The 16389-nt window shown below is 36.6% G+C and carries 13 protein-coding genes; 5 read left to right on the forward strand and 8 right to left on the reverse strand.

Annotation, left to right across the window (positions count from 1 at the left end; all coding sequences use genetic code 11):
- Nucleotides 1–58: 58 nt before the first annotated feature.
- The 8 genes from acs to RT037_RS02090 form a co-directional block, all read right to left on the reverse strand.
- Nucleotides 59–1966 (reverse strand): acetate--CoA ligase, encoded by a 1908-nt coding sequence (gene acs, locus RT037_RS02055; protein WP_313027801.1) that lies wholly within the window; start codon nt 1964–1966, stop codon nt 59–61.
- 14 nt (nt 1967–1980) lie between these two features.
- On the reverse strand, nt 1981–3867 hold the full coding sequence (locus tag RT037_RS02060) for an AMP-binding protein (RefSeq protein WP_312323253.1): 1887 nt from the start codon (nt 3865–3867) through the stop codon (nt 1981–1983).
- A gap of 18 nt (nt 3868–3885) precedes the next feature.
- Nucleotides 3886–4257: a response regulator gene (locus RT037_RS02065; protein ID WP_313027802.1), complete on the reverse strand. Its 372-nt coding sequence runs from the start codon at nt 4255–4257 to the stop codon at nt 3886–3888.
- Nucleotides 4254–6950, reverse strand: a complete 2697-nt coding sequence (locus tag RT037_RS02070; protein ID WP_312323250.1) for an ATP-binding protein — start codon at nt 6948–6950, stop codon at nt 4254–4256. Before RT037_RS02070 ends, RT037_RS02065 begins: the two co-directional genes overlap by 4 nt.
- Before the next feature lie 247 nt (nt 6951–7197).
- Nucleotides 7198–7425, reverse strand: a complete 228-nt coding sequence (locus tag RT037_RS02075) for a DUF6814 family protein (RefSeq protein WP_312323249.1) — start codon at nt 7423–7425, stop codon at nt 7198–7200.
- Between the two features lie 54 nt (nt 7426–7479).
- On the reverse strand, nt 7480–9060 hold the full coding sequence (locus RT037_RS02080; protein WP_313027803.1) for an MFS transporter: 1581 nt from the start codon (nt 9058–9060) through the stop codon (nt 7480–7482).
- A 40-nt stretch (nt 9061–9100) separates the two neighbouring features.
- Nucleotides 9101–10420, reverse strand: a complete 1320-nt coding sequence (locus RT037_RS02085) for a hypothetical protein (protein WP_313027804.1) — start codon at nt 10418–10420, stop codon at nt 9101–9103.
- A gap of 127 nt (nt 10421–10547) precedes the next feature.
- Nucleotides 10548–10961, reverse strand: a complete 414-nt coding sequence (locus tag RT037_RS02090; protein WP_079666268.1) for a terminase gpP N-terminus-related DNA-binding protein — start codon at nt 10959–10961, stop codon at nt 10548–10550.
- A gap of 167 nt (nt 10962–11128) precedes the next feature.
- On the opposite strand from RT037_RS02090, the gene RT037_RS02095 reads away from it, so the two are divergent.
- From RT037_RS02095 to RT037_RS02115, 5 genes are all read left to right on the forward strand, one after another.
- A complete protein-coding gene (locus tag RT037_RS02095; protein WP_312323837.1) occupies nt 11129–11725 on the forward strand; it encodes a GNAT family N-acetyltransferase in 597 nt (198 codons plus the stop codon).
- Nucleotides 11697–12884 carry an argininosuccinate synthase gene (locus RT037_RS02100; RefSeq protein WP_313027807.1) on the forward strand — a complete coding sequence of 396 codons (1188 nt, stop codon included), beginning with the start codon at nt 11697–11699 and terminating at the stop codon, nt 12882–12884. Before RT037_RS02095 ends, RT037_RS02100 begins: the two co-directional genes overlap by 29 nt.
- A 281-nt stretch (nt 12885–13165) precedes the next feature.
- On the forward strand, nt 13166–14131 hold the full coding sequence (argC, locus tag RT037_RS02105; RefSeq protein ID WP_313027809.1) for an N-acetyl-gamma-glutamyl-phosphate reductase: 966 nt from the start codon (nt 13166–13168) through the stop codon (nt 14129–14131).
- Between the two features lie 13 nt (nt 14132–14144).
- Nucleotides 14145–15281, forward strand: a complete 1137-nt coding sequence (locus RT037_RS02110; RefSeq protein WP_313027810.1) for an aspartate aminotransferase family protein — start codon at nt 14145–14147, stop codon at nt 15279–15281.
- Between the two features lie 84 nt (nt 15282–15365).
- Entirely contained in the window at nt 15366–16319 is a 954-nt protein-coding gene (locus tag RT037_RS02115) for an acetylornithine carbamoyltransferase (protein WP_313027811.1), read from the forward strand.
- Nucleotides 16320–16389: the final 70 nt, after the last annotated feature.

Raw genomic sequence — 16389 nt, forward strand, 5'->3', positions numbered from 1 at the left:
TTATTGGTGTTATATTTTTAGATTATCAAAAACCGAACAACTACAAACTTAAAGAGTGTTAAATTTTTTCGTTCTTAATTTCTTCCACGATTTCAGGATTTAATAATGTCGATGTATCCCCGAAATTGCTGAAATCACCTTCCGCAATTTTTCTTAAAATACGACGCATAATTTTTCCAGATCGTGTTTTTGGAAGCGCAGATACAAATTGTATTTTGTCCAATTTTGCGATTGGTCCAATTTGGTCAGAAATTAACTGGTTGATTTCTTTTTTAAGATTTTCGCGGTCTCTGCCTTCTCCAGATTCTTTCAAAATTACATAACCATAAAGTGCATTTCCTTTGATGTCATGCGGATAACCAACAATCGCAGATTCGGCAACTGCAGGATGTTGGTTGATGCTATCCTCAATAGGAGCCGTCCCAAGATTGTGTCCCGAAACGATAATAACATCGTCCACACGACCTGTAATTCTGTAATAGCCAACTTCGTCGCGCAAAGCACCATCACCAGTAAAATATTTTCCTGGGAAAGCCGTGAAGTAGGTTTCCTTATAACGTTGATGATCGCCCCAAATACTTCTTGCAATGCCTGGCCACGGGAAACGAATGCAGAGATTTCCTGTAACTTGATTTCCTGTAATTTCGTTTCGCTTGTCATCCATTAAAACTGGTTGTACGCCAGGAAGTGGAAGCGTTGCATAAGTTGGTTTGGTTGGTGTTACAAAAGGAAGCGGAGAAATTAAAATTCCGCCTGTTTCTGTTTGCCACCAAGTGTCAACAATTGGACATTTTTTCTGTCCAACATGATCGTTAAACCAATGCCAAGCTTCATCGTTAATAGGTTCTCCAACCGACCCGATAACTTTTAAACTCGATAAATCATGTTTGTCCACCCATTCTACACTTTCTTTTGCTAAAGAGCGAATAGCAGTTGGCGCCGTATAGAATTGCGTCACTTTGTGTTTGTCAATAACCTCCCAAAAACGGTCAGGTTCTGGATAAGTTGGTACACCTTCAAAAATAACCGTTGTCGCACCGTTAATTAATGGACCATACAAAAGGTAGGAATGTCCAGTAATCCAGCCAATGTCCGCCGTACACCAGTAGATATCATTTTCTTGATAATCAAAAACATTTTTAAAAGTGTAGCCAGAATAAACCATATAACCTGCGCAAGTATGCAACATGCCTTTTGGTTTCCCTGTAGAACCTGATGTATAAAGAATAAATAAAGGATCTTCGGCATCCATGATTTTTGTAACGTAATCGGATGATGCTTTTGATAAATAGTCGTCCATCCAAAAGTCACGACCTTCTTTCATATTAACTGCCCCGTTGGTACGTTTTACGACCATCACTTTTTCTACAGTTTCGCAAGAATTTAATGCCTCGTCAACAATTGATTTTAGGTCTAAAGCTTTATTACCACGATAGCTTCCGTCAGAACAAATAATGACTTTTGCGCCACAATCGTTAGCTCGTGATGCAATTGCTGATGCAGAAAATCCTGCAAAAATCACCGAATGTACAGCGCCCATTTTAGCACAAGCCAACATCGCAACCGCCAATTCTGGAATCATAGGAAGATAGATGCAAACGCGATCGCCACGTTGTACACCCATTTCTTCAAGCACATTTGCCATTTTGCAAACGCGTTCGTGTAAGTCGCGATAGCTAATGTGCTGCGCTTCTTCCTTAGGGTCGTTTGGTTCCCAAATGATGGCTGTTTTTTCGCCACGAGATTCTAGGTGACGATCGAGACAATTTTTGGTGATGTTGAGTTTTGCATTTTTAAACCATTTAATATTGGCTTCTTCCATGTCAAATTCTACAACTTTGCTCCAACGTTGGTACCAAACGAAATTTTCGTCAGCGATTTTGTCCCAGAATTTTTTTGGATTCTTGATGGACTTTTTGTATTGTTTAAAATACTCGGGAAGGTTTTTTATTTGATAATTATTCATATACAATGAGGATTTTATTTTTTATAAATTTTAATTTTTTCGATAAGTTCATCAATAATTGTTTCGTCGTCAATCGTCGATGGAATCTGGAATTCTTTACCGTCTAATATAGTACGAATTAATTTTCTAAGGGTTTTTCCAGAGCGGGTTTTGGGTAATCTTTTAACAACCATCACATTTTTAAGACTTGCAACGGCGCCAATTTTTTCACGGACTTTTTGGATAACTTCTTTTTCAACTTGCTCGTCAGATATTTCGGAACCATTTTTAATAACAACCGAAGCAAAAGGAATTTGACCTTTCAGATCGTCATCAATACCAACAACCGCACATTCTGCAACATCAGGATGCGACGACACGACTTCTTCCATTTCGGAAGTTGACAATCGATGTCCAGCAACGTTAATAACGTCGTCTACACGTCCAGTAATAAAGACGTAGCCATCTTCGTCCACAATGGCACCATCGCCAGAGAAATAATAACCATCAAACTGCGATAAATAGCTATTTTCGAATCTTTCATAATCCTTCCATACGCCAAGCAAAGCACCTGGAGGAAGCGGAAGTTTTATCGCTAAATAACCTTCATGGTGGGCATCGAGTTCGTAACCATTTTCATCAAAAATTCTGATGTCATAACCCGGAATTGGCTTTCCTGCCGAGGCTCTTTTAATTTTGTAATCGTCAAAACCTGTCATTAATCCTAACATTGGAGATCCAGATTCTGTTTGCCACCAATGGTCGATGGCTGACACGCCGATATGTTGGTCAAACCAATCTAAAGTCGCGACGTCGCAACGTTCGCCAGCGAGGAACTGTTTTTTTAAACTTGATAAATCATATTTTTTTACCAATTCGCCGTTCGGGTCTTCTTTTTTAATAGCTCTAATCGCAGTCGGCGCTGTAAACATGATCGAAACTTTGTAATCTTGAATCACGCGCCAAAATGTTCCAGCATCTGGCGTCATGACAGGTTTCCCTTCAAAGATTACTGTAGCATTTCGGTTGATTAAAGGTGCATAAACGCTATAACTATGACCAACTGCCCAACCAAAATCCGAAGCAGCCCAAAACGTTTCACCTGCGTCGATTCCATAAATATATTTCATCGAAAATTTGAGTGCCGTCGCATATCCGCCTGTATCACGCACGATACCTTTGGGTTTTCCAGTGGTGCCCGAGGTATAAAGCAAATACAAAGGATGCGTGGATTTTACCGAAACGCAATCAGCAGCTTGCGATTTTGAAATTAAATCTTGATAATCGACAGTTCCTTCAAAATATTCGTTTTTATTTTCGACAAGATTTCTGTTGTAGACAATGATGTTATCAACTTTATCTTGCGCAAGTTCGATGGCTTTTTCAACCAAAGGAAGATACGGAATTCGCTTTGCGATTTCGACACCAGCAGTTGCTGTTATTAAAACTTTTGGTTTGCAATCATCGATCCTAACAACCAATTCTTGTGGTGCAAATCCTCCAAAAACAACATTGTGTATTACGCCAATTCTTGCGCAAGCTAGCATCGTGAACATCGTCTGCGGAATCATCGGCATATAAATAATCGCAGTATCACCTTGTTTTAAACCAAGAGATTGAAGTCCACCTGCAAGTTTTGAAATCTCTTCTTTGGCTTCCGAGAAGGTGTAAGTTTTCTTTTGGTTGGTTACAGGTGAGTCGTAGATAATGGCAATCTGGTCACCGAAACCGTCCTCAATGTGCTTGTCAATACACAAATAACACATGTTGAGTTCGCCATCTGCAAACCATTGGTTGTAATTATTTTCGTCTGGTGATGTTATCGTTTTAGGAAAAATATACCAGCTAATTGCTTGGGCTTGTTCTTTCCAAAATTCTTCTGTGTTGTCTTTACTTTGTTGGATCAAATTGTCTGCATTCATCTTTTTTCATTTTAGTAGTTAGTGATTATTGTCGATTAACTCGTCGATTTGTTGGATAATTTGTTTAACCGAATATGGTTTTGTAAAATAAGCATCTGCTCCCAAATCATAAGCTTTCTGAATATCTTCAGGATTGTTTTTAGCAGAAACGAAAGCGACTTTAGTACTTTTCAGTTTATCTTGTTTTTTTATTTCTTCTAAAGTAGAATAACCATCCAATTTGGGCATCATAATATCTAGCAGAATGAAGTCCGGTGTCAGCGTATTCAAGATTTCTAAAACTTCGGAACCGTCTCTGGCAATGTAGACATTGTATCCATTTTTCCTAAAACTATATTCTAACGACATCAAAATCTTGTGTTCGTCATCGGCTATCAAAATCGTTTTCATAATTCCTCTTTTATGTTTTCGTGTTGTTGATTGGTGGGAAGGTTGATGTTAAAAGTAACGCCTAGACCACTATTTTCTGCATAGATGTTGCCACCATGCGCCAGCATTATATTTTTGCAAATGGCAAGCCCAAGTCCGCTGCCAATTGGTTTGATAATATTTTGATTATTGGATTGATAAAATTTGTCAAATATCGAATCCAAATCGGTTTCTGGAATATGTTTTCCAGTGTTAAATATCTTAATGTTGAGATTATCGTTTTGTATTAAAAATTTAGTTTGTATCATCCCTTGTTCTTCGATGAATTTTAGTGCGTTGCCATAAATATTTTGAAAAACCTGTATCATTCTCGCTTCGTCGTAATGGAAGTTTTCGACAGACAAAAGATTCACCAAACTCAAATGGATATCGTTACTGTTTATTAAATGTAACAAAGGTTTTACTGCTTTTTGATAAGTTTCGATTATGTTGTTAAAGCCAATATTCAAAGGTGTTTTGCCGTGTTCCAGTTTATCAAGATACAAAATATCGTTGATGATTTCGCTAAGTCTGTCAGACTCTGTAATAATGTTATTGAGAAATTCTTTTTTAATTTCGGAAGGCATATCATCATCATCGGCGAGGATTTCGCCAGCAGCACGAATGGCAGTTATCGGCGTTCGCAATTCATGTGCAACACTATCCAAAAAATCGTCCTTCTGCTTGTCTTTAATGATAAGATGCTCGTTCGCAATTTGTAGTTTTTCTGAAAGCGATTTTAACTCATTTGATTTTTCAGTAAGTTTTTTGTTGGTGATAATATTTTCTTTTGATTCCTCAAGAATGTTAAGAACTTCAGGTAACGAAATTTTATCTTCTTTGGTCACACCTTCGATCAAGATTTTTGCAGAAGCGGTCCCAATTCGACCAGCCAGAAGGTTTTCAGAAAATTTAATAAAACGAGAATCAGCCGTTTCTACTTGGTTATTAATATTATATTTAAGATTAAAAACACGGAAAGCTTGTTCCGTTTTTTGAATACCTAAAAATCTTACTAAAATATTTTTGATGTCAGAAACATAAGCGGTTCCGCGCCATATAAAAGCATTTTCATGATTTTGGATATACTTGTCGATGTCCACATAAAGTTCGGCGAAGTTTCGTTCTCTATAATCACCTTTAAGACTTACCGAAATAAAAGTGAAAAGTCCAGTATTAACCAAAAGGGACCAAAAGAAAATTTGACTTATCCTATCAAAATAAGGAATGTTGAATATTGCAAAAGTGTTGTAAAGCTCTCTTAAAAAACCTTTGAACTCGTGGTTGTAAGAAAAGTAGTATTGTGGTAAGATTAACCCAAAATAACAAATTATAAGACCTGCAATTAGTCCAATAATTACGGCTTTCGAACTTCCTCTTTTCCAGAATATCGCACCAAAAAATGCTGGTGCCAATTGTGCAATTAATACAAAGGAGATAAGACCTACCGAAAATAATGAATTATCCAAAATGAAATATCTGTAGAAAATAAAAGATATAACAACAAGAATAAAAATACTAACTTTTCTAATATTGGTTATGCTTCGCGTATTTTCTGAAGCTTGGTTTTCTTTAAATTTTCCGATCCAACCAAAAGGTATAATAAGATTGTTAGAAAGCATAATCGACAAGCTAAGCGCAGAGATAATAATCATCGAAATGGACGAACTTAATCCTCCTAAAAATACCAATACACTAATCCATTCTTTCCCAAAATGTAATGGGATTAAAATAGAATAAAATTCTGGATTAACCGCTTGTCCATCAAATAAAACGCGGCCGCCCCACGCAATTGGAAATACAAAAAGATTAAAAACCAAAAGATATAATGGAAGAAACCAAAGTGCGGTTTTCAGATGTTTTTCTTGTCTGTTTTCAACGATACTTGTATGGAATTGTCTCGGCAAAAGGAAAAAAGCAGATATTGATAGTAAGCACATAATCAGCCAATTAAAACTTCCGCCAAGTCCGTTGAACGTATTTTTAGCATTAAAATCTGCAATTTTGGAAGCTTGGTCATAGATGTCGCTGTAACCATTGTAGACAAAGTAAGTCACAAAAACGCCTAACAGTACGAGGAAAATGAGTTTTAATAGACTTTCTAAAGCAACAGCAGCGATGATGCCAAGACGCTTTTCGGAGGCGTCAACATATCGTGTTCCGTAATATCCTGCGAACATTGCAATCATGATAACGACATAGGTTGCATTATCTGTTAATATGTTTTTTGAAGTCGGTGTATCAGTTAGTAGATGAAAGGTTTCTGAAATTGCTTTAATCTGAAGTCCTATGTAAGGGATAATTGCAAAGATACATACCAAGGTTATCAACGCACCCAAGCCACGGCGGTTCCCATATCTTAATGAAATGAAATCTGCTATACTGCTTATTTTGTTGACTTTTGCAATACGAATAATTTTAGAATTTATAAAAATCCAAGCTGGGATGATGATAACGGGTCCAATATAGATCGCTAGATATTGTAAACCCTGATTAACGGCTACACCTATACTGCCATAATAAGTCCAAGCCGTACAATATACAGCGATAGATAGTGAGTAGATGTAGGGATTGTTAACCCATATTTTACTTTTCTTTTTCTCGGCATGATGCGCCACGAAAAAAAGCAAAGCCAAATAGACGATAACAACTGCAAACAGAACAAGACTATTCATCGTACTTTTTTATAACAACTAATGAAAATATTATCGAAAAAATCCAAACGCCAAATAGGTAAGTGTATATTTCAGGAAGCCCAAAAAGCTTGTTCGAAGAATTGAAAAGCAATATGATTGGTGCGCTAAACAAGAGAAGTAAAGCGAAACTAAGTAAAACTAATTTCTGTTCGTGTCGTTTTTTCATATTTTTATAGAAACCACACAAAGACCAAAATCTTTGCGTGGTTTTCAAAGGAAATGAATATTACATTTTGTCTTTCGAATAGTCGCCCGATAGAGCATAATATCCAAAAACTGCTAATCCACCAGATATAATTGGCATTAAAATAAATAAGATAATAATCCCAAATACCAAATCTTCTTGTTTGCCTGATGTTAATTTTGGAATCCCCATTTCTGTAATCCCGAAATAACCGACAACTAAAGCTAAAAGTATCCAAACGATGCCTAATATTTTTTTTAATCCATCCATAATAATGATTGTTTTAAAGTTAAGAATTTTTGAGTTTGATTTGTGATTTCAAACCTAATCTTTGATGTTATTTTTATTTTTTAAATAGATAAGACCAATTACTAAACAGACAGACGCTACAATAATAGGATACCAAAGACCTTCTAGATACCATTGTGCGTGTCCAGCTTCTTTACCAGCTGTAACCAGATAAGTTGCAACTGCGGGCAAAAGTCCTCCGAAAATTCCGTTTCCGATATGATATGGTAAAGACATGGAGGTGTAACGAATTCGGATCGGGAACATCTCAACCAAAAATGCTGCTACAGGACCATAAACCATTGTTACAAAGACAACTTGGATAAAAACCAAAAATATGAGCAGCCACTTAGTATCATCATTTATTGAAATTGTTGTGTTAACAGTCGCAACTTCAGGTTTGTTATCTTTTAAGACAGGCGTTGCTAAAGAAGACCAATGCACGACACTGTCTTTTTTAACTTTAAAACCGTCGGTATAATTGGTTTCTTTATGATAAGTTATAATACTGTCGCCAGCAATTTTGTCATGGATTTTGGAAGTTCGAGATTCTTTAATACCATTTGTAGCAACTACTTTTCCTTCGAGATTAACGGATTTAAACATCTTATCATAGATTGGTCTGTAAGAAAGTACCGCAATTAACATCCCGATTAACATAATCGGTTTTCGTCCAACTTTATCCGATAACCATCCGAACAAAACAAATAACGGTGTACCAAGTAGTAATGCAATCGCCATTAACGAGTCAACTTGTGCCGAGTCAACATTCATTACTTTTTGGATGAAACTCATAGCGTAGAATTGCCCAGTATACCAGACAACACCTTGTCCCATAACAGCACCGAATAATGCTAACAAGACAAATTTGAAATTATAACGATTTCCGAAAGATTCTTTAAGTGGGTTAGTTGATGTTTTTCCTTCTTTTTTAGCTTTAGCAAAAAGTGGAGACTCCTTCATGTTTTTACGAATGATGTAAGAAACACCAACCATTAATATTGAAATCCAAAAAGGAACTCGCCATCCCCAAGTATCAAAATCATCATGAGAAAGCGTTGTTTTTGTAATTAAAATAACAATTAATGAAATGAAAAGTCCAACCGTTGCAGTAGTCTGGATCCATGATGTCCAATAACCACGACGATGCGGTTGTGCATATTCTGCAACATAAGTTGCGGCGCCACCATATTCGCCACCAAGTGCTAAACCTTGTAAAAGTCTCAGGATTAAAACTAATACAGGTGCCATAAAACCTATGGTTTCATAAGATGGAATACAACCAATAAGAAATGTTGAAAATCCCATGATAAGTAAAGTCACCAGAAACGTATATTTTCTGCCAATCATATCGCCTAATCGTCCAAAGAATAATGCACCGAAAGGTCTTACGACAAATCCGGCCGCAAAAGTTGCTAAGGTCGAAAGAAACGCCGCTGTAGGATTATCTGCTGGGAAGAATTTTGTGGACAGCACCACGGCAAGACTTCCAAAAATGTAGAAATCATACCATTCTATTAAAGTCCCTAATGAGGAAGCTGTAATAACGCTCCAGATCGTTTTGTTTTTTTGCTTCTCACTCATGTTTTCGTAAGAATCTTGTTGTAGTTCGCTCATATTAGTTTGATTTTGGATTTAGTATTTTTTTTAAATAGTATTAAAATGAGTACATCACACGAAGCATAGCTCGGAAGTTGCCGACATTTGTTATTCTTCCGCCAGCTGTTGCATCATTTTGTGTGTCACCATATTTTGCGGCTGTATATTCTAGTTCTGGTGCGATGTTAAATTTGTTTTGTTTAAATTCTAGGCGGACAGAAGCGCGCCATACGTTATCTAGAAGTCTAGTTCCTGAGATACCTCGCATGTAAAGGTTTTTGTATCCCTCGTCTACGCCAGAGTTTTTGGTATATCCAAAGAAAATTCCGGGTGCTATTTTTTCATTATTACTTGCAAGGTCAAGCCAGAAAGATGACGTTTTTGTAGGCTTGTAGCTTTCTTGACCATTGGCTTGCTCGTAACCAGCAAAGCCTCCAATCATAACAAGATGATGAAGATTTCCACCAGTTATCCCATAAAGTTTAGCAGAGAATTTAGAATCAGAATATTTGAAGTAAGCTAAATAAGCAGCAGCGTTTAGTTTCTCGGTTGAGACCAGATTGTTACTTTCGATAACAGGTTTTAATGATTGATATTCTGCTGCAATACCAGCGATAATATTTTTATGTTTGTATTGAAGTTGTCCGTGGAACGTTGGCATCACCGAATTAATTGTTGCGCTATTTGTAAAAGCGCCCGTGGCATTAGCCGTCTGGAATTCCCGATCTTTATAAGCAACAGCGGTAAAAGATAAGTCATCTGTTAATTTTTGAGTAAGTTTTATTTGACCTGCCCATCCAAAAGGATTGAATAGAATACCTGTATTAAAATTCGCAACACCTGGATAAACTTCTGGGATAAAAGAAGGATACCAAGTTTGTCCAAATGTTAGACTCGTTTTTGGCCAAGCCAAAGTAGCGTAAGCGTGTCGCAATCTTAGAAGCCCGATGCTTCCACTTCCTGCCGAAGATTTATTGATTTCAGTATTTCCAAAAAAGTCAGCTTCAATTTTTCCACTTGCTTTTGCGCCCCAAACATTTGGCCCTTTTATGTTGAGGCCGACTCTAGTGGTGATGGATAAAAAATTGCTGGCCGCAGCGCTATTGATATCGTTGCCGTTAGCATCTAGTTTTTCATCCAGAGGATAAAGGTTGAGATTATATTCTCGAGAGTAGGCAGACTGTCGACTGTCAAAATTATATTCCGTCCTTACCCAACCATAAGTCGAAACTTCCCATTCTTTGATTTTATTTTTTTCTGCTTCTAAGCTTTCGATGCGTTTGAGAAGGTCAGAAGTGCTAATGCTGTCTTGTGCTTTTGTTTGTGAAAGTATTAATGATATTGATAATATCGTTAATGATTTTATTATATTTTTCATGAATTATTAATTATTTGATGTGTAATTTGGTGTTGCCAAATTGTAATTAATAATTCGTTTACGAAAATTTAATATATATTTTTGCTAAGACTATATTTTAGTGAATTTTTTAAACAAATATTTTTACCTATTTCTTGAATCTTTCCCATTTAATGAGCATGTATTTGTCTGCAAATTCAGTAATAATTAAACCCGAGTTTTTGATATTATTTTCTTGCGAAAGATATTCAATTAACTCATTTTGTTTCAATATTTTATACACTGGGTGAAAGTCGGAGTGAGGTGGTCTTGTGATGTTGTATTTCTTTATCCACGAGCTGATTGTAACGTGTGATACACCAATAATTCTCTCGATCTCGCGGAAACTTAATCCTTCCAAATACAGCTGTAATGCCTTTGTTACGTAATAATCGTCGATCTGTTTTCCTAGTTTTTTAACCGTGAAATAATAGTTGCAATCTTTACACAGAAAACGTTGTTTGTCGTTAATTATTCCACTTTTTACGACATTGTTTTGATTACATTTTGGGCAAGACTTCATATAACTATATTATTTTAGCAAATATATAATAATTTAGCAAAAATATGTTTTAAGATTAAATAGATAAAATATCTTTAATAAAAATTTAATAAACAAAAAATATCTAAATAATTTGTTTTTAAAAGAAATTATGTTTTATATTTGCGTCTTTAATTAGATATAAGTCAATGAAAATAGAAATTTCCTCAGAAAAACATTTGCATTACGCAGAGGAAATCAAACAGGAGATGGCGGACTCGGCCAAAATTAGAGGGACGGGCATTGCGCAAAGAACAGTTGACTTTTTGCGTCAAAAAATGCTGGAAGGAAGTGCGGTTTTAGCGATCGAAGAAGATGGTCGCTGGGCAGGATTTTGCTATTTGTCAGTATGGAGTGATGGCGAATTTGTAGCGAATTCTGGGATGATTGTTTCTCCTAATTTTAGGAAAAGAGGTATAGCGAAAATGATGAAAGCTAAGATTTTCGAATTCTCACGCATCAAATTTCCAGAAGCTAAAATTTTTAGCTTAACAACAGGACTTGCGGTGATGAAGATTAACTCCGATTTGGGTTATCAGCCTGTAACATATTCCGAAATTACAAAAGATGAAACTTTTTGGGAAGGTTGCAAAAGTTGTGTCAATTATGATGTGTTGAAGAGTAAAAATAGAGAAAATTGTTTGTGTACAGCGATGTTGTACTCGCCAAGCAAGAAGAAAATTTTATTTAATTCTAATTATACAAAAAATACAAAAGATGAAGAAAGGTGTAGTGTTGGCATTTAGTGGAGGACTAGACACTTCTTATTGTGCAAAATATTTAAGCGAAACTTTAGGTAACGAAGTTCACGCGGTGACGGTTAATACAGGCGGTTTTAATGAAGCTGATGAGGTTGAGTTAAAATCTCGAGCGGAGAAATTAGGCGTTGCAACTTATATATTTATAAATGCTGAAAAAGAATATTATAACGATTGTGTTAAATATTTGATTTTCGGAAATGTTCTAAAAAATAATACATATCCACTTTCTGTAAGTGCGGAAAGAACTGTTCAGGCGCAAAATATTGCGAAGTATGCTAAGGAAATTGGAGCGTCAGCGATTGCGCATGGTAGTACAGGAGCGGGGAATGATCAAGTTCGTTTTGATTTGATTTTCCAAGTAATGTGTCCAGAGATGGAGATTATCACGCCGATTCGTGATATGTCATTATCGAGAGAAGAAGAAATTCAGTTTTTGAAAAATCACGGTTTCGATATTGATTTCGAGAAAGCGCAATATTCGATCAACAAAGGACTTTGGGGAACTTCAGTTGGTGGTAAAGAAACTTTGAAATCTCGTCATAGTCTTCCCGAAGATGCCTTTCCGTCACAAGTTGAAAAACAAGAACCTGCCATATTAGAAATTGAATTCAAAAAAGGTGAAGTTGTTGCTGTTAATGGCGAAACTTTCGCGCATTCGGTTTTTGCGATTCAGAAGATCGAATCTCTGACAAGTCCTTATGGCATTGGTCGCGACATCCATGTTGGCGATACGATTGTGGGGATCAAAGGTCGTGTTGGTTTCGAGGCTGCCGCGGCTTTGTTGACAATTAAGGCGCATCATCTTTTAGAAAAACATACGCTTTCTAAGTACCAACAAACGATCAAGTCGCAACTGTCAGATTGGTACGGAAACTGGCTTCACGAAGCGCTTTTCCTAGATCCAGTGATGAGAAATATCGAAGCTTTTCTTAATGATTCTCAAAAGACGGTTAACGGAAAAGTATTTATAACGCTTTATCCTTACCGATTTGTTTTAAACGGAATTGAGTCAGATAACGATTTGATGTCCGATAAATTCGGAAGTTATGGCGAAGCCAATCGCGCTTGGACGGGAGATGATGTTAAAGGATTTACCAAAGTATTGAGCAATGCTTTAACGATTTATCATCAAATAAACAGTTAAGGTTTTAAAAATTTGGGCAGCATTTCCGCCCTCCACTCCCGCTTTTTCTTTTTTTTTTGAAAAAAAAAGAAAAGAGCTCCGTTCAGGTCGGGCTGCGTGCAATTCGCTGCAAAAAAAATAATTGCAAAATAAGTCCCGAAGGGACGATTTAATAAAGGATAGGAGGAGACTCCTATTACTAAAGATAATTTAATAAAGAATAGGAGGGGACTTCTATCTAAAACGAGACGATTTAACAAAGGATACAAGGTTACTTCTATCAATAATCAAAAAAACTAAAAATGAAAAAAACAGTCGGCATCATCGGAGCAAACGGGTACACGGGAAGTGAGTTGATTCGTCTTTTGGCTTATCACCCAGAAGTTGAAATGACTTGTCTTTTCAGCCGTTCAAATTCAGGTGTTAAGATTTCAGAGTTATATCCAGATTTAGCGGGGATTTGCGATGTTGTTTTAACGAATGACTTTCAAAAAGTTGATATTTTATTTTTGTGTCTTCCACATAAAGAAAGCCAAAATTGGCTGACTCAAAATGCGATTGACGCTGAGACTTTAATTATTGACTTAGGAAACGATTTCCGTTTAGAAGCACATTTTAATGATAGAAAATTTATCTATGGACTTCCAGAAATCAACAAAACCCAAATCCAATCAACGAAAAGTATAGCCAATCCTGGATGTTTTGCAACGGCCATTCAGTTGGCGTTGTTGCCTTTGGCAGAAGTGGGATTTTTGACAGATGTTTATACAACTGGGATTACAGGTTCTACTGGCGCTGGACAAAAGTTGCAATCGACAACACATTTCACTTGGAGAAATGATAATATCTCGGCTTACAAAACATTGACACATCAGCATGTAGAAGAGATTTTAATGAATTTAAATTCTAAATCTTCCAATGATGTAAAGTTGAATTTTGTGCCTTGGCGTGGCGATTTTGCACGTGGAATTTTCACAAGTTCAACGATTAAATGTGATAAAAGTTTAGAAGAAATAAAAACATTGTTTCAGGACTTTTATAAAGATGCAAAATTTGTTCAGGTTACAGACGGACATTTAGATATGAAACAAGTCGTTAACACCAACAAATGTGTTATCGAAATTGAACAAAATAAAGGCTTTATTGTAGTGCATTCATCGATAGACAATTTACTGAAAGGCGCGTCAGGACAAGCGGTTCAAAACATGAATTTAGCAATGGGTTGGGAAGAGACTTTAGGTCTTAATCTTAAAGCAATTGCATTTTAAAATTTAATTAAAAATGAATTTATTCGAAGTATATCCATTGTTTGATATTAATCTAGTTAAGGCAAAAGCTGCTTTTGTTTGGGATGACAAAGGACAACAATATTTAGATTTTTATGGAGGTCATGCGGTGATCTCGATTGGGCACAATCATCCATATTATCAAGCAAAACTGAAAGATCAATTTGAGAAAATTTCATTTTATTCCAACTCGGTCCAGAATGATTTGCAGGTGGAATTGGCAAGTAAGTTAGGTTCGTTGTCAGGTTACGAAGATTACAGCTTGTTCCTTTGTAACTCTGGTGCTGAAGCTAATGAAAATGCTTTAAAACTAGCATCTTTCCACAATGGGAAGAAGAAAGTTGTATATTTTTCAGACTCGTTTCATGGTCGTACTTCGGCAGCAGTTGCGGTGACGGACAATCCAAAAATTGTTGCGCCAGTTAACGCTTCCGATAACTTTGTCAAATGTACATGGAACGATGTCAAAACGCTAGAGACTATATTTAAGACCAACGAGATTAGTGCCGTAATTGTTGAGGGTATTCAAGGTGTTGGAGGCATTAACTTGCCAGATGAACACTTCATCCATAGTATCAGAAGTTTGTGCGATAGCAATGATGCGGTTATGATTTTGGATGAAGTGCAGTCTGGATATGGACGTGCTGGTTATTTCTTTGCGCATCAAGAATTTGATGTGAAGCCTGATCTTATCACCACCGCAAAAGGTATGGGGAATGGTTTCCCGATTGCTGGGGTTTTAATCAGTCCAAAATTCAAAGCGAGCCATGGGCTTTTAGGAACAACTTTCGGCGGAAATCATTTAGCTTGCGCCGCTGGTATTGCAGTTCTTGACGTTATTAAAAATGAAAATCTTATCCAAAACGCCGAGAAAGTTGGCGCTTATATAGAAGATAAAATCAAAAATTTTAAACATATAAAATCCATTAGGCGACGTGGATTGATGATCGGGATCGAGTTGGATCAGCCTTGTGCCGAAGTTCGTTCTTCTTTGTTAAAAAAGCATTTTGTATTCACAGGAAATGCTAATGACAAAAATGTATTGAGGATCTTGCCAGCTCTTAACATCACCGAAAAAGAAGCGGATATTTTTATCGCAGCTTTAAAAGATATTCTTCAAAATTTAAATTAAATTTTTATAAAATCTAAAAAAAGTCCCTAAGGGACGATTTAGAACAGGATGGGACGAAGTCCTATCAAAATTGTATTCAAAGAAATGAAAAATTTCACAAGTGTAGAAAATCTTAATGATCTTCAATCTATGATAAAAAAGGCTTTAGAAATTAAAGCAAATCCTTTGGCAAAGCCTAACAAAGGGAATGGAAAAACAATAGGTTTGGTATTTCTTAATTCAAGTCTCAGAACGAGATTGAGTAGTCAAATCGCTGCTCAAAATTTGGGCTTAAATGTTTTGGTGTTGAATGCAGCGCAAGAAGCTTGGAATCTAGAATACAATGATGGCGCGGTGATGGATGGCGGGACAGTCGAGCATATCAAAGATGCGATTGAAGTGCTTAATCAATATTGCGATATCATTGCGGTGCGTTGCTTTGCGGGGATGAAATCCAAAGAAGAAGACACCACAGAAAGCATTTTGAGCCAGTTCGAAAAGCACGCAAAAGTGCCAGTCGTTTCGTTAGAGTCGGCGACGCGTCATCCTTTGCAGAGTTTTGCGGATTGCATTACGATTACCGAAAATTGGAAACAAGAAAAGAAGCCGAAAGTCGTTTTAACTTGGGCGCCACACGTTAAGCCGATTGCACATGCAGTTGCAAATTCTTTTACCGAATGGATGCAAGCTTTGGACGTTGATTTGGTGATTGCAAATCCTGAAGGCTACGATTTGGATCCAAATTTTGTAAAAGATACGCCAGTTGTTCATAACCAAGATGAAGCGCTAAAAGATGCTGATTTTATCTATGTTAAAAACTGGTCATCTTTTGAAGATTACGCGACAATGCCCGAGGTTAAAGAAGATTGGTTATTAACTTTAGAAAAGTTGAAAACAACCAACGATGCCAAAGTGATGCATTGTTTGCCCGTGCGACGTAATTTGGAGTTGAGTGACGAAGTGATGGATAGCGAACATTCGATTATTTATCAACAAGCAAAAAACCGAATTTTCTCGGCACAAACCGTTTTCAGCGAAATCTTAAATGAATTAAAATAAATTTTAAAACAGAAACACGATAGACTAGGTGAGGCGAGTAGAAAGAAGGGAATCTCTATCAATAAATAGA

Origin of the sequence: Soonwooa sp. (genome assembly GCF_032062245.1) — a bacterium.
Classification (GTDB): domain Bacteria; phylum Bacteroidota; class Bacteroidia; order Flavobacteriales; family Weeksellaceae; genus Soonwooa.